This is a genomic window from Variovorax sp. LjRoot175, assembly GCF_964253805.1.
Taxonomy (GTDB): Bacteria; Pseudomonadota; Gammaproteobacteria; order Burkholderiales; family Burkholderiaceae_C; genus Variovorax.
In genome coordinates, this window is sequence record NZ_CAXURY020000002.1 from 198179 (window position 1) to 216478 (window position 18300).

General features: G+C 66.9%; 19 protein-coding genes and 1 pseudogene. 13 read left to right on the forward strand and 7 right to left on the reverse strand.

The genetic code is table 11. The annotated features are described in order from the left end of the window. Window positions 1-121: 121 nt before the first annotated feature. A complete protein-coding gene (locus ACSQ89_RS30835; protein ID WP_093110691.1) occupies window positions 122-373 on the reverse strand; it encodes a hypothetical protein in 252 nt (83 codons plus the stop codon). An 83-nt stretch (window positions 374-456) separates the two neighbouring features. Here ACSQ89_RS30835 and ACSQ89_RS30840 point away from each other — a divergent pair, with 83 nt between their 5' ends. Continuing rightward, window positions 457-846, forward strand: a complete 390-nt coding sequence (locus ACSQ89_RS30840; RefSeq protein WP_436293089.1) for a hypothetical protein — start codon at window positions 457-459, stop codon at window positions 844-846. Between the two features lie 283 nt (window positions 847-1129). Here ACSQ89_RS30840 and ACSQ89_RS30845 read toward each other — a convergent pair whose 3' ends face one another. Then, window positions 1130-2038: a LysR substrate-binding domain-containing protein gene (locus ACSQ89_RS30845; RefSeq protein WP_093110688.1), complete on the reverse strand. Its 909-nt coding sequence runs from the start codon at window positions 2036-2038 to the stop codon at window positions 1130-1132. Window positions 2039-2223: 185 nt separating this feature from the next. Between ACSQ89_RS30845 and ACSQ89_RS30850 the strand changes: the two genes are divergently transcribed. From ACSQ89_RS30850 to ACSQ89_RS30900, 11 genes are all read left to right on the forward strand, one after another. Then, the gene (locus tag ACSQ89_RS30850; protein ID WP_436293088.1) at window positions 2224-3285 is read left to right on the forward strand and encodes an ABC transporter substrate-binding protein; all 1062 of its coding nucleotides are present in this window, start codon (window positions 2224-2226) and stop codon (window positions 3283-3285) included. A gap of 35 nt (window positions 3286-3320) precedes the next feature. Next, on the forward strand, window positions 3321-4391 hold the full coding sequence (locus tag ACSQ89_RS30855; protein WP_436293087.1) for an ABC transporter ATP-binding protein: 1071 nt from the start codon (window positions 3321-3323) through the stop codon (window positions 4389-4391). Then, the gene (locus tag ACSQ89_RS30860; RefSeq protein WP_436293086.1) at window positions 4384-5313 is read left to right on the forward strand and encodes an ABC transporter permease; all 930 of its coding nucleotides are present in this window, start codon (window positions 4384-4386) and stop codon (window positions 5311-5313) included. The genes ACSQ89_RS30855 and ACSQ89_RS30860 overlap by 8 nt, the downstream gene beginning before the upstream one ends. Before the next feature lie 13 nt (window positions 5314-5326). After that, window positions 5327-6121: an ABC transporter permease gene (locus ACSQ89_RS30865; protein WP_436293085.1), complete on the forward strand. Its 795-nt coding sequence runs from the start codon at window positions 5327-5329 to the stop codon at window positions 6119-6121. Between the two features lie 45 nt (window positions 6122-6166). Next, window positions 6167-7303, forward strand: a complete 1137-nt coding sequence (locus ACSQ89_RS30870; RefSeq protein WP_436293084.1) for an NAD(P)/FAD-dependent oxidoreductase — start codon at window positions 6167-6169, stop codon at window positions 7301-7303. Beyond that, window positions 7293-7658, forward strand: a complete 366-nt coding sequence (locus tag ACSQ89_RS30875) for a (2Fe-2S)-binding protein (RefSeq protein WP_093110676.1) — start codon at window positions 7293-7295, stop codon at window positions 7656-7658. The genes ACSQ89_RS30870 and ACSQ89_RS30875 overlap by 11 nt, the downstream gene beginning before the upstream one ends. Continuing rightward, entirely contained in the window at window positions 7648-9039 is a 1392-nt protein-coding gene (locus ACSQ89_RS30880) for an FAD-dependent oxidoreductase (RefSeq protein WP_436293083.1), read from the forward strand. The genes ACSQ89_RS30875 and ACSQ89_RS30880 overlap by 11 nt, the downstream gene beginning before the upstream one ends. Then, window positions 9036-10193: an NAD(P)/FAD-dependent oxidoreductase gene (locus ACSQ89_RS30885; protein ID WP_436293082.1), complete on the forward strand. Its 1158-nt coding sequence runs from the start codon at window positions 9036-9038 to the stop codon at window positions 10191-10193. Before ACSQ89_RS30880 ends, ACSQ89_RS30885 begins: the two co-directional genes overlap by 4 nt. Further along, a complete protein-coding gene (locus ACSQ89_RS30890; protein ID WP_093110670.1) occupies window positions 10190-10543 on the forward strand; it encodes a RidA family protein in 354 nt (117 codons plus the stop codon). Before ACSQ89_RS30885 ends, ACSQ89_RS30890 begins: the two co-directional genes overlap by 4 nt. A gap of 281 nt (window positions 10544-10824) precedes the next feature. After that, complete coding sequence (locus ACSQ89_RS30895) at window positions 10825-11268, forward strand: hypothetical protein (RefSeq protein WP_436293081.1); 444 nt, start codon at window positions 10825-10827, stop codon at window positions 11266-11268. Between the two features lie 253 nt (window positions 11269-11521). Then, on the forward strand, window positions 11522-11962 hold the full coding sequence (locus ACSQ89_RS30900; RefSeq protein WP_436293080.1) for a hypothetical protein: 441 nt from the start codon (window positions 11522-11524) through the stop codon (window positions 11960-11962). On the opposite strand, the pseudogene ACSQ89_RS30905 reads toward ACSQ89_RS30900, so the two are convergent. Next, window positions 11954-12229: pseudogene (locus ACSQ89_RS30905) on the reverse strand (HU family DNA-binding protein); the annotation flags it as partial. The gene ACSQ89_RS30900 and the pseudogene ACSQ89_RS30905 overlap by 9 nt on opposite strands. Window positions 12230-12867: 638 nt before the next feature. Between ACSQ89_RS30905 and ACSQ89_RS30910 the strand changes: the two are divergent. Then, window positions 12868-13059 (forward strand): hypothetical protein, encoded by a 192-nt coding sequence (locus ACSQ89_RS30910; RefSeq protein WP_436293078.1) that lies wholly within the window; start codon window positions 12868-12870, stop codon window positions 13057-13059. A gap of 16 nt (window positions 13060-13075) precedes the next feature. Here ACSQ89_RS30910 and ACSQ89_RS30915 read toward each other — a convergent pair whose 3' ends face one another. From ACSQ89_RS30915 to ACSQ89_RS30930, 4 genes are all read right to left on the reverse strand, one after another. Further along, the gene (locus ACSQ89_RS30915; protein WP_436293077.1) at window positions 13076-14482 is read right to left on the reverse strand and encodes an FAD-binding oxidoreductase; all 1407 of its coding nucleotides are present in this window, start codon (window positions 14480-14482) and stop codon (window positions 13076-13078) included. 18 nt (window positions 14483-14500) lie between these two features. Next, window positions 14501-15253 carry an ABC transporter ATP-binding protein gene (locus ACSQ89_RS30920; protein ID WP_436296785.1) on the reverse strand — a complete coding sequence of 251 codons (753 nt, stop codon included), beginning with the start codon at window positions 15251-15253 and terminating at the stop codon, window positions 14501-14503. A gap of 24 nt (window positions 15254-15277) precedes the next feature. Continuing rightward, complete coding sequence (locus ACSQ89_RS30925; RefSeq protein WP_436293075.1) at window positions 15278-16408, reverse strand: ABC transporter substrate-binding protein; 1131 nt, start codon at window positions 16406-16408, stop codon at window positions 15278-15280. A gap of 68 nt (window positions 16409-16476) precedes the next feature. Then, window positions 16477-18300 carry a branched-chain amino acid ABC transporter ATP-binding protein/permease gene (locus ACSQ89_RS30930; RefSeq protein ID WP_436293074.1) on the reverse strand — a complete coding sequence of 608 codons (1824 nt, stop codon included), beginning with the start codon at window positions 18298-18300 and terminating at the stop codon, window positions 16477-16479.

Consider the following 18300-nt stretch of genomic DNA (forward strand, 5'->3'; position numbering starts at 1 on the left):
TTAAGATACAAATTTGTATGCTAAAGGAAAATGACGGATAAGGCAATGATTTATATGGGTTTTTTGGCGGCAGAAACTATCGCCAACACGAGCCCGCAGGCAGTGAAGCCTCTGGACAGGTTCAGCCGCCGCGCGGTGGCAGCGAATCCCGCACGACGAAGTACTTGTCGCCTGAGAAGCGCAGGTACCCCTTGGCGACAAGATGCTCAAGGAAGCGAAGCACTTCCGAAATGATGCCGGTCATGGACTCGCCAGCGCTAGCGTCGAATCGCGCCCAGGTCCAGCCGTTCACTGCTGCTGCGGAGAAGCCGTAGTCGCGCTTTCGCGCGTCCGCAAGCGTGCCAACAATCGTTGGCCAGCTCGCCAGCTTCAAAGGGGGCTAGGGCGAAGGCTCGCCATTGCATCGCGATCTCCACGCGGTCCACGCGGCCAACGACGAGACCTGCCGATCGACTGGTGGCGACGCCCGAACCGCTGCGGCCGCGGGAGCTGAAGCCCAAGCCAGAGCGGGCGCGGCCGAAGCAGCCACCGGCCGAGCTTTCGCTGTTCTGGAGTTCGGCCGCCATGACGATGATCTTGAACGTGCCAGGCGCCAGCCCCGGCGACATTGCCCGAGGCCTCGCCGCAGCGCAGGCTGTCGTCGCGAAGGTGGGAGTCACCCCGATGCAAGCCGCCGAAGCATTGCTCAAGCGCGACGGCTTGGCTACGTTGGGCTTCCCGGACGGAGGCGAACCCTCCGCGGACGAATTCGCTGCGGCCGATGCCTTCGACGTGGCGAAGAAGCTGCGATCCCGGCGTGCTGCGCGGGCTGGGCTGATGTGCCCGAGGAAGCACATCTGCGCGTGACGCCCGACGCCTTGTGGCGATCTCGCGAGGCGACGGCCGCCCGACGGAAGTTGGACTTCACCGGCTTCGCCGGTCGGGCTGTTCCAGGTTCGCGCTGTGGCGCTCATCCCTTCGGGACGGCCCGTGGCCGCCTTGCGCATACCTGACGCGGAGGCGGGAAAGAAGGCGGTCGGGGTGTCTGTGATCCGCGAAACCAGATGTCGGAATCGCAATCGTGAGGACAGCAAGGCCGACCCATAAGGCATGCAGCGCTGACGCAAGGTCTGCGGCGGTGCCTGCTGAACTAGGTGCTCACGAACTTCGGATCCAACTCTTGCACCGCAAACCTCCGGACATGATCGACGAAGGCGCTCACCAACATCGATGAGGTGCGCCGCGCCGGCGTCAGCACGGAGAACTCCGTGACCATGACTGGCTCGAACGGCAGGAAGGTCAGGCCCCTGCCGCGGTGCTCCAGCGCGGTGATCGGGTCGACCAGCGACACGCCGAGGCCGGCAGCCACCATGGCGCAAATGCCGGCCGACACCTGCGTCTCTACCTGTAGCTCGCGCTCGATGCCGTAGGACGCGAAGAGCGCGTCGATGTGCAGCCGCGATTCGATCGCATGCGGATGCGAGACGAAGTGCTCGCCGGCCAGGTCCGCGGGGCGGATCACCTTTTTCCTCGCGAGCCGGTGATCGCTCCGCATCACGCAGACCATCCGGGTCGCGATCAGCTGCTCGCCGTGCGTGCTGGAGTGGCTCATCGGCAGGACGACGAAGCCGACGTCGCAGCGCTCGCCCACCACCAAGTCGACCACGGTCCGTGACGAATGGTTGGCGAGCGATATGCGGATGTCGCTGTGCTCGCGTAGGAACGTCGCGATGGCGCGCGGCAGGAACGACAGCGCCAGCGCCGGGGCTGCAGCGATGCGCAGCGCGCCACGCTGCAGCGAACGTATCTCGTCGGCGGTTCGCGCGATGCGTTCCATGCCGAGCAAGGACCGCTCGACCTCCTCGTTCAGCGCCTCTGCTTCCGCCGTGGGTTGCAGGCGCCCTCGCACGCGCAGGAAGAGCGCGAACCCGACGCTTTCCTCCAGGTCCGCGATGAGCCGCGTGACGGCGGGCTGTGACACGTGCAGGGACTCGGCCGCACGTGTCACGGTTTGCCACTGCATCACGGCGCGAAAGGCTTCCAACTGACGAATCTTCATATGAGCAACTCCATACGCCAATGTTATGGGTTTCCGAAAAAAAACGATTGTTCAGTTGGAGATCGAATGACTAATCTCCGAGCTGCGAGTGAAACCAACCGCAGATTCCATCCTGGTGCGCCATAAGCAAAACGCATCATGATGGGGAAAACCCCGACTTCTTGGTGCGCAACAAAGGAAATCCCATGATGCTTCGTCCCGTTTCCGCGGCCGTGAATGTGGCCGTCTCCGCAGCGCTGGCACTCGGCGCCCTGACCGCAGCGACCAGCGCGTTGGCCGATCCCACCACGCTGTATGTCGGCTCCTACGGCGGGTCGACCGAGAAGGCCTTCAAGGAGAGGCTGATCCCCGCGTTCGAAGCCAAGCACAACGCCAAGATCGTCTACGTGCCGGGCAACTCGACCGACACGCTGGCCAAGCTGCAGGCGCAAAAGGGCAAGCAGGAACTCAACGTCGTGCTGCTCGACGACGGCCCGATGTACCAGGCGGTGCAATTCGGCTTCTGCGACAAGCTGGGCAACCCGGCGGTGCTGAAGGACCTGTACCCGGTCGCGCGCATGACCGACAGCGCGGTTGGCATCGGCATCGTCGCCACCGGCATCGCCTACAACACCGAAGCCTTCAAGAAGGCGAACCTGCCCGCGCCGGATTCATGGGAAGTGCTGACCGACAAGCGCTTCAAGCAGAAGGTCGCGATCCCGCCGATCAGCAACACCTACGGGCTGCAGACGCTGCTGACCTTCGCCAAGCTGCGCAAGGGCGGCGACAAGAACATCGACCCCGGCTTCACCGCGATGACGCGCGAAATCGGCCCCAACGTGCTGGCGTGGGAGCCCTCGCCGGGCAAGATGACCGAGCTGTTCCAGAACAACGACATCATGTTGGCCGTCTGGGGCAGCGGCCGGGTGCAGGCGCTGAAGGACACGGGCTTCCCGGTGCAGTTCGTCGTTCCGAAGGAAGGCGCGCCGGCCTTGCTGACGGCCGCCTGCCCGGTGGCGCAGAACAGCGCCCCGGCGCTCTCGCAGGCCTTCGTCCAGTATCTCCTGACGCCCGAGGTGCAGGCCATCCTCGCTGACACGCAGGGCTGGGGCCCGGCCAACAGCAAGGCGAAGCTCGAGCCGGCCGTCGCCGCCAAGGTGCCTTACGGCAAGGAGCAGATCGACAAGCTGCTGCCCACCGACTGGACCGTCGTCAACGAGAAGCGCGCCGAGTGGACCAACCGCTGGAACCGCACCGTCGAACGCTGAGCTCGCAACGCCGCTCCTGAACCCGGGCCCCCTTCATGACCTTCCTTCAACTCGATCAACTCGGCAAGGCTTTCGGCGACTTCCGCGCGGTGGAGAGCCTGAGTCTCGAGGTTAAGCGTGGCGAGTTCATCTCGCTGCTCGGCCCTTCGGGCTGCGGCAAGACCACCACCCTGCAGATGGTCGCGGGCTTCGTCGAGCCGACGCGCGGGCGCATCCGCCTCGACGGCGCCGATATCACGGGCATGCGGCCGGAGAAGCGCGGCATGGGCGTGGTGTTCCAGAGCTACGCGCTCTTCCCGCACATGACCGTGGCCGAGAACATCGGCTTCGGCCTCGAGATGCGCGGCATCCCGCGCGCCGAAAAGCTCAAACGCGTCGACGAGACGCTCGAGCTCGTGCGGCTGCCGGGCCTCGGCAAGCGTTACCCGAAGGAACTCTCTGGCGGGCAGCGGCAGCGGGTCGCCATCGCGCGTGCGCTGGCGGTGCGACCCGCGGTGCTGCTGCTGGACGAACCCATGTCGAACCTCGACGCGAAGCTTCGCGAGGACATGCACGTCGAGTTGCGCAGCATCCAGCGCCATCTCGGCATCACCACGATCCTGGTCACGCACGACCAGGTCGAGGCCATGACGATGAGCGATCGCATCGCCGTCATGCATGGCGGACGCATCGTGCAGCTCGCCACGCCGTACGAGGCGTACGAGCGGCCCGAATCGGCGTTCGCATCGTCCTTCCTTGGCAAGACGAATGTGCTCAAGGGCGTGGTCGAAGCGCGCAACGCGCGCTGCTGCGAGGTGCGCGTCGGCGATTCGCTGCTGCACGTGCCGCACCAGGAGAAGCCGCTCGCGCGCGAGGTCAACGTCTACGTGCGGCCCGAGAAGGTAAGGCTCGCGCCGGCCTCGGCCGCGCACGGCATCCCGGCCACGATCCGCACGCGCCTGTTCCTCGGCAACCACTGGCTGGTCGAGGTCGACAGCGCGCTCGGGCCCATGCGCGTGAGTCACCCCAACATCGGCTCGGTGCCGCCGGCCGAAGGCGAGGCGGTCGCCGTGCATTGGCTGGACGACGACCTGCGCCTGCTCGACACGGAGGCCGCGCATGGCTGAGGCCGCCACCGCTCTCGTGACTGGCGCGCCGGCCCGGGCCGCGCCGCCGTCGAAGTCGGTCGAGCCGCGCGCCGGCTCCGCGCCCTGGCTCCTGAGCGCACCCGCGCTGCTGCTGTTCCTCGGGCTGCTGGTGATTCCGCTTGCGCTCACCGCGGTGCTGTCGTTGCACTCGTTCGACGGCACGCGCGGCGTGCTGCCGGACTTCACCGCGCGCAACTACCTCGAGGTCTTCTCGGACCCGTACTACTACGAGATCTTCCTGCGCACGGCCGGCCTTGCGCTGGCGGTCACGCTGCTGTCGGTGCTGTTCGGCGTGCCGGAAACGATCATCCTGTCGCGCATGAAGGCGCCGTGGCGGGGCATCTTCCTGGTCGTCATCCTCGGCCCGCTGCTGGTCTCGGTCGTGGTTCGCACGCTGGGCTGGGCCATCCTCATGGGCAACAACGGGCTCATCAACGCGGGCCTGCAGGCGCTCGGCCTGACGGACGAACCGGTGCGGCTGCTGTTCACGATGACGGGGGTGGTCATCGCGCTCACGCATGTGCTGATGCCGTTCATGGTGATCTCGGTATGGGCCTCGCTGCAGAAGCTCGATCCGCAGGTCGAGAATGCGGGGCTCTCCTTCGGTGCTGCGCCTTTCACGGTGTTCCGGCGCATCATCCTGCCGCAAATCGTGCCGGGCATCCTGTCGGGCGCGATCATCGTGTTCGCGCTCGCGGCGTCGGCCTTCGCGACGCCGGCCATCCTCGGCGGGCGCCGGCTCAAGGTGGTCGCCACCGCCGCGTACGACGAGTTCCTCAGCACCCTGAACTGGCCGCTGGGCGCGTCGATCGCGATCCTGCTGCTGATCGCCAACGTCATCGTCATCGCCGGCTTCAACCGCTGGCTCGAGCGGCGCTACGCGCAGGTCTTCGAAGGCTGAGAAGGAGCACGACATGCGCAAGAACGGACTGCTCTCTCTCGTCTATCACACGATCTTCATCGCCTTCATCCTGGCACCGCTGGTGGTGGTGGTGCTCGTCTCGTTCACCGGCAAGGGCTACATCTCGCTGCCGACCGACGGCTTGTCGCTGCGCTGGTTCCGCGCCATCGGCGGCGCCACCGAACTGGTCAACGCGTTCTGGCTGTCGCTCTGGCTCGGCCTCGCGAGCGCGACCGTCGCCGTGGTGCTGGCGGTGCCGGCGGCGCTCGCGCTCGTGCGATACCGTTTTGCCGGGCGCGGCGCGATCGCGGCCTTCTTCATGTCGCCGCTGATGATCCCGCACGTCGTGCTGGGCGTGGCCTTCCTGCGCTTCTTCACCACCATCGGCGTGTCGGGCTCGTTCGTCTGGCTCTCGTTGACACACGTCGTCGTGGTGATGCCGTACGCGCTGCGGCTGGTGCTGGCCTCGGCCACGGGCCTCGATCGCGATGCCGAGAAGGCGGCGCTCTCGCTCGGCGCGAGCCGCATGACCGCGTTTCGTCGCATCGTGCTGCCGCTGATCCTCCCTGGCGTGGTTGGCGGCTGGATGCTCGCCTTCATCCAGAGCTTCGACGAACTCACCATGACGGTCTTCGTCGCCACGCCCGGCACCACGACGCTGCCGGTCGCCATGTACAACCAGATCGCCCAGACCATCGACCCGCTGGTCGCATCGGTGTCGACCGTGCTCATCGCCGGCACGGTGGTGCTGATGGTGCTGCTCGACCGGCTCGTCGGCCTCGACCGCGTGCTGATCGGCAAGGGCTGAGCGCGGTTTGCCCGCATCCGGGCGCTTCCTTTTTTTCTGCACTCCATGAACACAAGTGATTTGATCGTCGTCGGCGGCGGCCTGGTCGGCACCGCGCTGGCCTACGGCGCGGCACGCAACGGCATTCGCGTCACCGTCCTCGACGAGGGCGACGATGCGTTCCGCGCGTCGCGCGGCAACTTCGGACTCGTATGGGTCCAGGGCAAGGGCTTCGGCATGGCGCCGTACGCGCGCTGGACGATGACGTCCGCCGCGCAATGGCCGCAGCTCGCCCGCGCGCTGGCCGACGACGGCGGCGTCGACGTGCAGCTGCGCCAGCCCGGCGGCTTTCACTTCTGCTTTTCCGACGATGAGCTGCAAAGCCGTGAAGAGCGGCTGCGCAGCATCCGCGATGCACTCGATGGCGACTACGCCTTCGAGATGCTGGACCACGCATCTCTCAAGGCGAGGCTGCCCGGCATCGGACCCGCGGTCGCCGGCGCGAGCTACACACCGATGGATGGCCACGCCAATCCGCTCAAGCTGCTGCGCGCGCTGCACGCGGCCTGCCGGCATCGCGGCGTGCATTTCGCGCACGGCAGCCGCGCGACGCGCATCACGCCGCGGGCGAACGGCTTCGATCTCGAGGCGGGCGCGACCACATGGCGCGCGCCGCGCGTGGTGCTCGCGGCCGGCCTCGGCAACCGCGAGCTGGCGCCGCAGATCGGCCTGCACGCCCCGGTGCGGCCCAACCGGGGCCAGGTGCTGGTCGGCGAGCGCGTCGCCAGGTTCCTCGACCATCCGACCACCTACGTGCGCCAGACGGACGAAGGCACAGTCCAGCTCGGCGACTCGCTGGAGGACGTCGGGCTCGACGACGGTACGACCGTCGACGTGCTCAGCACCATCGCGCGCCGCGGGGTGCGCAGTTTCCCGGCGCTGGAGAGCCTGCGCCTCGTGCGCGCATGGGGCGCGTTGCGCGTGATGACGCCCGACGGCTTCCCCATCTACCAGGCATCGACGCAATGCCCGGGCGCCTTTGTCGTGACCTGCCACAGCGGCGTGACCCTGGCTGCCAACCACGTCTTCTCGATCGCGCCATGGATCGCCGGCAGTGCCGGGCACGGCGTCCCGGTCGGCATCGAGTCCTTCGGCGGCGACCGCTTCCTCAACGGCAACGAAACCTTCCACCATGCCCATTAACGTCCGCTTTCGCCCCCTCTTTCCGATCGACGCTTCGCCGCGCGGCGAGCCCACGGTCGGCCTCTACTTCGATGGCCGCGCCATGCGGGCGCCGGTCGGCTGCAGCGTGGCGGCGGCCTTGCTTGCCAACGGCGTCTCGACCTTTCGCACCACGCCCGTGAGCGGCGCGCCGCGCGCGCCCTATTGCATGATGGGCGCGTGCTTCGATTGCCTCGTCGAGATCGACGGGCAACCGAACCGGCAGAGCTGCCTCGTCGCGGTGACCGAGGGCATGCAGGTGAGAACGCAGGCGGGGCTGCGTTCCTTGGATTGCGGCGGGGCCGCCGTTTCCGAGGAGGCCGCGCATGTCGAGTGAGCGTTGCGATATCGCCATCGTCGGCGCCGGCCCGGCCGGCATGTCGGCTGCCATCGTCGCCGCGCGGCTCGGCGCCCATGTCGTGGTGCTCGACGAGCAACGCGCTGTGGGCGGCCAGATCTACCGTGCCATCACCGACGCGCCGGCACGCCGGGTCGACCTGCTCGGGCCGGACTACGCCGCCGGCCGCTCGCTTGCCGAGGCCTTCGCCGCGAGCGGTGCCCGGCACGTCACGAATGCAGCCGTCTGGCAGGTGACGCCCGAAGGTGCGGTGCATTACCTGCATGACGGTGCGACCGCGACACTCCAGGCCGAACGTGTCGTGCTCTGCTCCGGTGCCATGGAGCGTCCGTTCCCGATCCCGGGCTGGACGCTGCCGGGCGTGCTCACCGCAGGTGCCGCGCAGATCCTCCTGAAGAGCGCCGATGTGGTGCCGGTCGAGCCAGTCGTGCTGGCGGGCTGCGGACCGCTCCTCTACCTGCTCGGCTGGCAGTACGTGCGCGCCGGCGTGCCTATCCGCGCACTGGTCGACACGACATCGATCGAGGACTACCGCCGCGCGCTCCCGCACCTCGGCGGCGCGCTTGCCGGCTGGCGTTATCTGAAGAAGGGTCTGTCGCTCATGCGCGTGCTCAAGCGCGCCGGTGTGCCATTCCATACCGGTGCGGAGAACCTCGCCGCGCAAGGCCGGGACGGGGTCGAGGCGCTGCGCTTCACGATCGGCGGCAAGGCCCATCGCATCGAGACCTCGACGCTGCTCCTGCACCACGGCGTCGTGCCGAACACGCAGTTCACTTGGTCGCTACGGGCCAAACACAAATGGGACGATGCGCAGCTCTGCTGGCAGCCCGAGGCGGACGCCTGGGGCGCGCTGGACGTGCCCGGCATCCATGTTGCCGGCGATGGTCTTGGCATCGGCGGCGCGCTGGCGGCGGCGCTGCAGGGCGAGCTCGCGGCGCTCGGTGCGATGCATGCGCTGGGCCGAATCACGCTCGGCGAGCGCGACGGGCTCGCTGGACCGCTTCGTTCGGCGTTGCGCGACCAGCTGCGCATCCGTCCCTTTCTCGATGCCCTGTACCGGCCCAAGAAGGCCAATCGCATTCCGGCCGACGACGTGATCGTGTGCCGCTGCGAGGAAGTCGCCGCCGGCGACATCCGGCATTTCGTGGAGCTCGGCTGCCATGGACCGAACCAGGCGAAGGCCTTCGGGCGTTGCGGCATGGGCCCGTGCCAGGGGCGCCAATGCGGCCTGACCGTGACCGAGCTGATCGCGGACGCGCGCGGGGTGACCCCGGCGGAAGTGGGCTACTACCGAATCCGACCGCCCATCAAGCCGATCTCGCTGGGCGAACTCGCCGGCGCGGATCGAAGCGTGGCATGAAGCGATCGGCGGACGCGATCGTCGTCGGCGGCGGCCTGCACGGCCTGTCGAGCGCGCTGCACCTCGCGCGGCGCGGACTCGAGGTCATCGTGCTGGAGGCCGAATTCTGCGGCCGCCATGCGTCCGGCGTGAACGCGGGCGGCGTGCGCACGCTGGGCCGCCACGTCGCCGAGATCCCGCTTGCGCTGGCGTCGCGCACGCTGTGGCACCACCTGGCAGAGCTCGTCGGCGACGACGCGGGTTTCGCGCCCAGCGGCCAGTTGAAGATTGCCGAAACCGACGATGAGCTGCAGATGCTGCGCGACACAGTCGCGCATCTCCAGTCGCTCGGTTTCGATCATGAAGAACTCGTCGACGCGCAGCAGGTCGGCGAACTCGTGCCCGCCATTGCGCCGCACGTCGTCGGAGGCATCTGGGTTCGCGACGACGGCCATGCCCTGCCGTACCGCGCCGTCACCGCATTCCGCCTCGCAGCCCAGCGCGCCGGGGCCGAAGTGCACGAAGAGACGCGCGTCGAACGCATCGACCATCGTGCCGGTCGCTGGCACGTGGCGACCACGCGTGGCAGCTTCGACGCCACCCATCTGGTCAACACCGCGGGCGCCTGGGCCGGCGCACTCGCCGCGCAGGCCGGCGATGCGGTGCCGCTCGAAGCCGGCGGACTGATGCTCATGATCACCCATCGCGCGCCGCCCTTCGTCACGCCGGTGCTCGGCGCGACCGGCCGGCCGCTGTCCTTCAAGCAATTCGCGAACGGCACCGTGCTGATCGGCGGTGGCCTGCGCTGCGCCGCCGATCTCGACGCGAGACACGGCATCGTCGACATGCCCAAGCTGGCGAGCAGCGCGCGCACGGTGACCGCCCTGTTCCCGCACCTGAAGCCGCTTGGCGTCAACCGCGCCTGGGCCGGCGTCGAGGCCTTCATGCCCGACGGCATCCCCGTGATCGGCCCGAGCCGCGCGGCACCGAACCTCGTCCATGCCTTCGGCTTCTCCGCACACGGCTTCGAGCTCGGGCCGATTGGCGGGCAGATCGTCGCCGAGCTCGTGACGGAAGGCCGCAGCACGCTGCCCATCGAACCGTTCGCCGTCGAGCGCTTCGCGCGTCGAGCGGCTGCATCGTTTCAACCACTCCAAGAAGGAAGTTCATCATGAGCGACATCCAGCGCTACGACTCCAACGCACGCCTTTCCCGCATCGTCGTGCACAACTCGGTGGTCTACGTCGCCGGGGTCACCGCGACCGATCGCAGCGGCGACGCACAGGCGCAGACCGCCGACATCCTCGCCAAGATCGACGGCTACCTCGCGAGCGTCGGCACGAACAAGTCGCGCCTGCTGTCGGTCCAAATCTGGCTGCAGGACATCGAGCGCGATTTCACCGGCCTGAACGCGGCCTGGGCGGCATGGATACCTGCCGATGCGATGCCCACCCGTGCGACCTGCGAGGCCAAGCTCGCGGCGCCGGACCTGCGAGTCGAGATCATTGTGACCGCCGCGTTGTAGCCGGCTTCGGACGCGTTCGGCGTGAACGTGACGGGTGAGGGCGGAATCGCGCCATGCGCTGATGCTTGGCGCCGGTGGTGTGGCCCTCGGCACGCGCTTCTATGCCTCCGTCCTGCGGCGCCCCCACGGCCTGCCATAACCAGCCAAGCTGGGGCAGCGCGAGTCAGCATGCGGTATGTCCTACGACCGCTCCACGGCGCGTCCTACCTTTGCGTGACTCGGCCGATTTCTACATTTGCTGTTGATGTCGGACCTCACGCCGACGTCAAGGAGAAATCACCATGAAAGAACTTCTGTTGATGTTCGCCATTGCGTCATCGTGCCTGGTTGCCGGCCAGGCCGGCGCGCAGGCCACCCAGCCGCCGCCGGCTGCGGCGGTCGATCCGGTCGATGCCGAATACAAGGCCGCCCGCGACAAGATCGCAGCCGACTACAAGGCTGCCAAGGCCCTGTGCGACGCTATGAAGGACAACGCCAAGGACGTCTGCATCGAGGAAGCCAAGGGCAAGGAAAAGGTTGCCAGGGCCGAGCTCGACCAGCAGCGCAAGCCCAGCGACGGCAATGCGCGCAAGGTGGCCGAGGCCAAGGTGGAGGCCGCCTACAGTGTCGCCAAGGAGAAATGCGACGACCAGAAGGGCGATGCCAAGAAAGCATGCGTGACATCGGCCAAGGCAGAAGAGGCGAAGGGCAAGGCCGACATCAAGGCAATGGCGATGAAGAAATGAACGCCGGCGCCTTGGTCTTGATTGATCCGAAGCCATCGAACTGATCGCTGATCAGATCCCGCGAGGTCTTTCAGGCTTAATTTGCCCGCAGCGATGCGGGCATTCTTCATGGGCGCCCGCGGGGTGCGCTCCCTTCCAAAAGGGACAGATCCGGATCAGTTTTCGTTCCTGGTCGCGAATGCAGTGTCGGCAAGGCCACCGCGCTAGCCCTTGCGCGGATGCCTCGGCGGAAGACCCCTTGAGGTCGAGCCGGTTGCTAGCGAGATCGCGGTGCGGCGCGGCGACCGGCCTGCCGGCCCACCAGCTCAAGTTCAACGTCGATTGGCGCGTCACGCCGGCTTGGAGTGTGGGCGCCCAGTACCGCGCCTACTCGAGGCAATTCGTGCGCGGCAACGAGAACGGCGCGCACACGCCCGATGGTGTCGGGTTCAACGGCAGCGGCCACCTCGGCGGCTATGCGCTGCTCGATCTCACGACGAACTGGAAGCCGGGCCGCAGCGTCGAACTCGTCGCGAAGGTGGCGAACGTGTTCAACCGCCGCTACGCCAGCGCCGGCCAGCTCGCCCGCAACGGCTTCGATGCCGGCGGCGCGGTGTTGCCGCCGGATGCATGGCGCAACGAGCAGTTCGTGGCCCCGGGCGCGCCGCGCGCGGTGTGGGTCGACCTGGCGTTCGTGCTGGCGCAACTACGCTGACGCGTTGACAGCATCCTTCAGGGCTTTGCCTGCCGTGAATTTCGGCACCTTGCTCGCCTTGATCGTCATCGGCTCGCCGGTCGATGGATTGCGGCCGGTACGCTCGGCACGGCTCGCGACGGTGAAATTGCCAAACCCGATGAGCTGCACGGCTTCTCCACGTGCCAGAGCCCGCGTCAGGTTTTCAAGTGCCGAGTCGAGTACACGGCCAGCATCGGCCTTGCTGAGGTTAGTGTCCGCAGCGATCGCGGCGATAAGTTCGGTCTTGGTTCCATCTCAATAGCCCCGCCGTCGGGAACCCCTTGCCTCGGGTTCCTTGATGCTCACCTTGATGTGTGTGCTCCACCTGCCACGTGTCCGGCATGCGGAACGTTCCTGTCTGGCCTGCCCTTCACAACTCGTCCGTCGCTCAGTCGAACTCGTGCGAGCTGGTCGGCATTCGTTGGATCGGCGGCCATCAGCGCTTTGAGGCTGACCCACGTCTCCCAGGTCTGTTTGGGCCGTAGCCGCACAGGAAGCGGTCGCTGGTAGTGGTCTGGGGCGACTTGCCCCTTTGCCGTCTCTATCCAGACATGCGTGATCTCTGCATCCTGGGCCAGGGAGACGTTGGTGACGTTTACGAAGAGGGCAACCGTACCTGGCTCGCCATCCTTTCCGAAGAACTGTCCGAGATGGGTGCGCACCCGTACGTGCGTCGTCAGGCCGAGAATTCGAAACGACCAATCAAGAATCGGAGGTATGACCGAGGTCCAAGACATGTTGCCCCTCACTCTCGCGTGCGCGCCCAGGGGAATGCTCTCGCTCACTTTAACCGCCTGGTTGCGAGATGGCGATGGAGGTTTGCCTCGCCCACACGATCGCGCTGGCAAACGATGGACGGAATCCGCCGATGCCATGAGGCGCTTATGAATGAATGGCTGAACTGCCTCCAGCCTGCCACATGGGCGACCGTCCGCTTCTGGACCGATATCGACCTGATCGATCGTCGCGCCCAAACGCGTCGCCTGCGCGGCAACCCACGCTCCAGAATCGGCCTGGCGAATAGCGCGAGGGCCCCGCAACTTGAAGCAATGGAAAGCGACCGGTCCGGACCCTGAACCAGATCGCCCGTAGTCACGTGCGCAGCATCTTGCCTGGGTTCATGATTCCTAACGGGTCAAGTGCACGTTTGATGTCACGCATCAGTTCAATAGCCTCACCGTGCTCGACTTCGATCTGGCCTATGCGGTGCAGCCCGACGCCGTGCTCACCGGTGCAAGTGCCGCCCATCCGTATTGCGCGCAGCGCGACACGCTCGGCCAGCGCCTCGGCCTCGCCACGCGCCATTCGATCCGCGTCGTTGTAGATGATCCCGAGGTGGAAATTGCCGTCCCCCACGTGGCCGACGATCGGTGCGTAGAGCCCGCTTTCGCGGATGTCGGCTTCGGTCTCGGTGATGCACTCGACCAGTGCCGAGATCGGCACGCAGGCGTCGGTTCCCATCGAACTCCAGCCCGGATGCATCGCCAGGTTGGCGTGGTAGCAGGAGTGCCGCGCCTTCCACAGGCGCGAGCGCTCTTCGGGCCGGTGCGCATAGCGGAACCCGCTTCCGCCGTTGTCGCTGGCGAGTGACTGCACCGTCTCGACCTGCTCGGCCACGGCCCCTTCGCTGCCGTGGAATTCGACGAACAGCGTGGGCCGTGCCTCGAACTCGTCGAGTCTCGAGTAGCGGATGCATGCGTCCATCTGCACGTCGTTGAGCAACTCGATGCGCGCCACCGGCACGCCCAGCTGCAGGGTGGCGATCACGGTGTCCATGGCTGCGTGCAGGCTAGCGAACTGGCAAACCGCGGCGACCACATGCTCGGGCAGGCCGAAGAGGCGCAGCTGGACCTCGGTGATGATGCCCAGCAGCCCTTCGCTGCCTACGTAGAGGCGTGTGAGATCGAAACCCGACGCCGACTTGCGCGCCCGCGAGCCGGTGCGGACGACGCGGCCGTCGGGGGTAACTACCGTGAGGCCCATGACGGTTTCGCGCATGGTGCCGTAGCGCACGGCCGCCGTGCCCGAGGCGCGCGTCGACGCCATGCCGCCGAGCGAGGCGTTGGCGCCCGGGTCCACCGCGAAGAAGAGACCACTGGCGCGAAGGTGCTCGTTGAGCTGCTCGCGCGTCACGCCGGCCTGCACGCGACAGTCCATCGAATCGGTGGAGACCTCCAGCACGCGGTCCATGCGCGAGAGATCGATGCACACCCCGCCGTGAATCGCCGCCACGTGACCTTCCATCGAAGTGCCGCTGCCGAAGGCGATGATCGGCACCTCGGCGCGGTGGCACAGCCGCGCGGCCGCGGCCACCTCCTCGTTGGTGAGAGGGAACAGCACGAGATCGGGCAGCCCCGGGTCGGGAAGGCCCTCGCCGTGGCTGTGATGCGCCCGCACCGCAGCCGAGGTGACGGCCCGGTCGCCGAAGATCGCCCGGAACTCAGGCAGCAGGGACTCGACCGCGCGCGCGGTCTCGCCGAGGGATTTGTGAAAGGCCATTGCGGATGCTGATGTGATTCAGGCGCCCAGGTAGGCGTCGCGCACGTGGTCGTCGTGCAGCAGTTGGTGGGCCGGGCCCGCCAGGGCGATGCGCCCGCCTTCCAGCACATAGCCGTGGTCGGCAACGCTCAGCGCGGCGAACGCGTTCTGCTCGACGATGACCACTGTGCGACCAGCGCGGGCAATGCGGCGGATGTCCAGGAACATCTCCGTGGTGAGCTTGGGCGACAGGCCCATTGAGGGTTCGTCGAGAAGCAGCACGCGCGGCCCGGCCATCAGGCCACGGGCGACGGTGAGCATCTGCTGCTCGCCGCCGGACAGCACACCGCCCATCTCATTGGATTTGCGCTTGAGCACAGGGAAGAGCTCGTACACCTCGTCCAGCGTCTCGCTCACGGCTGCCTTGTCGTGTCGACGCACATAGGCGCCGACCTCCAGGTTCTCCTTGACACTGAGCGTCGAGAAGATGCGCCGACGCTGCGGCACGCAGGCGATGCCGGCCGCGACAATCTGCTCGATCGGGCGGTCGTGGATGCTCTGGCCACAGAACTCGACGCTGCCGGCAGTCGGTTTCAGGCGCCCCACGATCAGATTGAGCGTGGTCGACTTGCCGGCGCCGTTCGCCCCGATCACGGCCACGATCTGTCCATGGTAGGCACGGATCGACAGATCGAACAGGATCTGCGCCTTCCCATAGAAAACGTCGACGTGCGAGAGCTCGAGCTCCGGGCGCTGGGCGATCAAGGAAGGAGGCAGATCCGCTTTCATCATTGCTGTCCTCGCGCGGAGGCTGCCTTAGAACCTGACCGCCGAGCGCACGACCGGCTGGCCGCCCTTGATCTCGACGATGTTCACCTGCTTGTTGCAGTCGCCCGCCTGGTCGCACTTGTAGTCGGCCAGCAGGCCGCTGTAACTCACGTTCGGGAAGGCAGCGCGGATCTTCTGGACGTCGGCCGACTTCGCCGCGTTGATCGCCTTGGCCGCGAGTATGGTGGCGTCGTAGTAGGTGGCCGACCACACGTCAGGCGCCATTCTGTACTTGGCCTCGTACTTCCTGACGAACGCCTGCACGGCCGGGTTGGGATCCGTGGGCACGAAGTACGAGGCGCTCATTGAACCCTCTGCCGCACTGCCCGCCAGCTTGAGAAAGGCCTCTTCCGAGAGCACCGCGCCGGCGAACTTGAAGGGCAGGCCGAACTGCTTGGCCTGGCGCAGGATCAGCGCCGCATCGGTGTCGTGCGCCCACAGGATCACCAGTTCCGCGCCGGACTTCTGCAGCTTGGCGAGCTGGGCGGAATAGTCCTTGTCGCTCGGGTTGTGACTTTCCACGGCCACGGGCTTCAGGCCCAGGGTGGCCATCTGCGCCACCACACGCGCCTGGCCCGACTTGCCGAAGTCATCGTTTGCATAGAAGACGGCCGTTTTCTCGCCAGCCTTGAGCTCCTTCTGCGCGTACTCGATGAGTGCCTTGGCCTGCACGTCGTCGTCCGAGCGCGTGCGGATGACGTAATTGCAGCCACTGTGCGTGATCGCAACGGAGGTGCCGCCGGTGATGGACACTACCTTGCCATTGCAGTACGTTTTCTGCGTCGCCATCTGTGTGACCGAGTAGTGCGGTCCAATCATCACCGGCACCTTGCTCACTTGCATCAGCTTGTTGACGGCATTGATGGCGCCGTTCGGGTTGTCGCCCTGATCATCCTCGAACACGACCTCAAGCGGCTTGCCGAGCACACCGCCGGCGGCATTGATCTCGCTCACCGCAAGCTCCACGCCTTGCTTGAAATTGCGCCCCACCAGCGCCTTGGGGCCGGTCTGGGGCAGCGACACGCCGATCAGCGCGTCGGCCATGGCCGGCGTGGAAAGCAGCAATGCTGCGGCACCGAGCCAGCTGACGCGAGGCAGGGGAATGGAAAGTCTATTCATGGCTTGTGTCTCCAGGTGATGTCTTGACGAAAACGAAGGGGAACGAACGGAAAAAGAGGGCGAAAACCTCACGCCGCGGCTGGCTCGCGCGCCAGCTCCGGAGCCGCTTCCTCGGGAATGCGCTCGCCCAGATAGGCCTCGATCACCGCCGGGGAATTCATGACCTCCATGGGCCTCCCGTCTGCGATCTTGTTGCCGAGGTTGAGCACGACGACGCGGTCGCACATGTTCATCACCAGCTTGATGCGGTGCTCGACCACCAGGATCGACATGCCCTGCGACCGCAGGTGCTGCAGGATCTGCGCGAGTTCCAGGATCAGGCCGCCGCGCAGGCCGGCGGCAGGCTCGTCGAGCAGCAGCAGTCGCGGCTTGTTCACGATGGCACGCGCCATCTCCACCAGCCGGCTCTGGCCGAAAGAGAGGTCGCCGCCGCGGCGGTAGGCGAGATGCGCGACGCCCATGCTGGCGAGCGCTTCCAGTGCGGCCGCGCGGCTGCGCGCCTCGCGCGCGCCCACCTGGTCGAGCGGCGCACGGTAGGCCACCATGACGTTCTCCAGCACCGTCATCGATTCCCACAACCGCACGTTCTGGAAGATGCGCGCCACGCCTCGGCCATGGATGGTCCACGGCGCCAGGTTGTCGATGCGGTCGCTGCCCAGCTCGATCGAACCCACCACGCCTACCGTGCCCGAGCACGCGTTGATCATGGTCGACTTGCCCGAGCCGTTGGGACCGATGAGCCCGAGGATCTCGCCGCGGCGCACGTCGAAGCTGACGTCGTTGAGTGCCTTCACCCCGCCGAAGCTGCGCGAGACGCCGCGCACCTTGAGCAAGGCCGCGCCGCCGACCGCCGCCGGCGCGCGGCCGGCCAACGCCGAGGCCGCGGCGCCTGCCGCAACGCTGAGGTTGAGCGGCGCCGCAGGCGCCTCGCCTACGGCCTCGCGCTTGCCGGTCAGAAACGATCCCAGCAGCCAGTCGCCCACGACGCCCAGGCCACGCGGCGCCACGAGCAGGATCACCACGACGCCAATGCCGAAGGCGGCGAGGTAGTAGGTTTGCAGCCCGCGCAATGCCTCGGGCAGGACCGTGATGACGACCGCGCCGAGAAAGGTGCCGGCGATCGAGCCCAATCCGCCGAGCACCACCATCAGCATCATCTTGATGCTCTCGAAGACCGTGAAGTTGGTCGGCGCCGCAAAGCCCACGAGCAGGACGTACATGCCGCCGGCCAGCGCCGCCCAGGCGCTGCACACCACGAAGGCGATGGTCTTCATGCGACGCGAATCGACGCCCATGGCCTCGGCGGCGATCTCGTCGTCGCGCACGGCGCGCATGCTGCGTCCCGTGCGCGTGCGGTGGAAGAACACCGTGGCAGCGTACGCCGCAAAGCACAACGCCAGCAGCGGAAAGTAGAGCTGCTTGTCGATGTTGTCGCCCAAGGAAGGGATGTTCAGTGTCGGGATGTCTCGCATCCCCATCGGCCCGCCGGTCAGCCACTCCTCGTTGAGTGCCACCATACGGAAGATCTCGTTGAGGGCCAGCGTGACGATGGCCAGGTAGTGGCCCTTGATGCGCGTGCTCACCGCGCCCAGTAGCACGCCCACGGCGGCCGTGAGCAGCATCGCCGCCAGGAGGGCGAGGTACCACGGCAGTGTCAGCCGCATCATGAACAGCGCCGTTGCGTAGGCGCCGAATCCCACCAGAGCGGCCTGGCCGAGCACGATCTGGCCGGTGATGCCGGTCGCCACCTGCAGGCCCAGCGCGGCGATCGCGAAGATCCACGCCAGGTTGAGCACGTGCAGGTAGTAGCTGTTGAGGTCCAGCGCGATCGGCATCGCAAGCACCGCGAGCACGGCAATCCACGCCGCGGGACGCATCCAGGTCTTGGTCAT

Coding starts and splice junctions, on each gene's coding strand:
- ACSQ89_RS30845 (WP_093110688.1), bottom strand. CDS start 2,038: ATGAAGATTCGTCAGTTGGAAGCCTTTCGCGCCGTGATGCAGTGGCAA.
- ACSQ89_RS30850 (WP_436293088.1), top strand. CDS start 2,224: ATGATGCTTCGTCCCGTTTCCGCGGCCGTGAATGTGGCCGTCTCCGCA.
- ACSQ89_RS30855 (WP_436293087.1), top strand. CDS start 3,321: ATGACCTTCCTTCAACTCGATCAACTCGGCAAGGCTTTCGGCGACTTC.
- ACSQ89_RS30860 (WP_436293086.1), top strand. CDS start 4,384: ATGGCTGAGGCCGCCACCGCTCTCGTGACTGGCGCGCCGGCCCGGGCC.
- ACSQ89_RS30865 (WP_436293085.1), top strand. CDS start 5,327: ATGCGCAAGAACGGACTGCTCTCTCTCGTCTATCACACGATCTTCATC.
- ACSQ89_RS30870 (WP_436293084.1), top strand. CDS start 6,167: ATGAACACAAGTGATTTGATCGTCGTCGGCGGCGGCCTGGTCGGCACC.
- ACSQ89_RS30875 (WP_093110676.1), top strand. CDS start 7,293: ATGCCCATTAACGTCCGCTTTCGCCCCCTCTTTCCGATCGACGCTTCG.
- ACSQ89_RS30880 (WP_436293083.1), top strand. CDS start 7,648: ATGTCGAGTGAGCGTTGCGATATCGCCATCGTCGGCGCCGGCCCGGCC.
- ACSQ89_RS30885 (WP_436293082.1), top strand. CDS start 9,036: ATGAAGCGATCGGCGGACGCGATCGTCGTCGGCGGCGGCCTGCACGGC.
- ACSQ89_RS30890 (WP_093110670.1), top strand. CDS start 10,190: ATGAGCGACATCCAGCGCTACGACTCCAACGCACGCCTTTCCCGCATC.
- ACSQ89_RS30895 (WP_436293081.1), top strand. CDS start 10,825: ATGAAAGAACTTCTGTTGATGTTCGCCATTGCGTCATCGTGCCTGGTT.
- ACSQ89_RS30910 (WP_436293078.1), top strand. CDS start 12,868: ATGAATGAATGGCTGAACTGCCTCCAGCCTGCCACATGGGCGACCGTC.
- ACSQ89_RS30915 (WP_436293077.1), bottom strand. CDS start 14,482: ATGGCCTTTCACAAATCCCTCGGCGAGACCGCGCGCGCGGTCGAGTCC.
- ACSQ89_RS30920 (WP_436296785.1), bottom strand. CDS start 15,253: ATGATGAAAGCGGATCTGCCTCCTTCCTTGATCGCCCAGCGCCCGGAG.
- ACSQ89_RS30925 (WP_436293075.1), bottom strand. CDS start 16,408: ATGAATAGACTTTCCATTCCCCTGCCTCGCGTCAGCTGGCTCGGTGCC.
- ACSQ89_RS30930 (WP_436293074.1), bottom strand. CDS start 18,300: ATGACCAAGACCTGGATGCGTCCCGCGGCGTGGATTGCCGTGCTCGCG.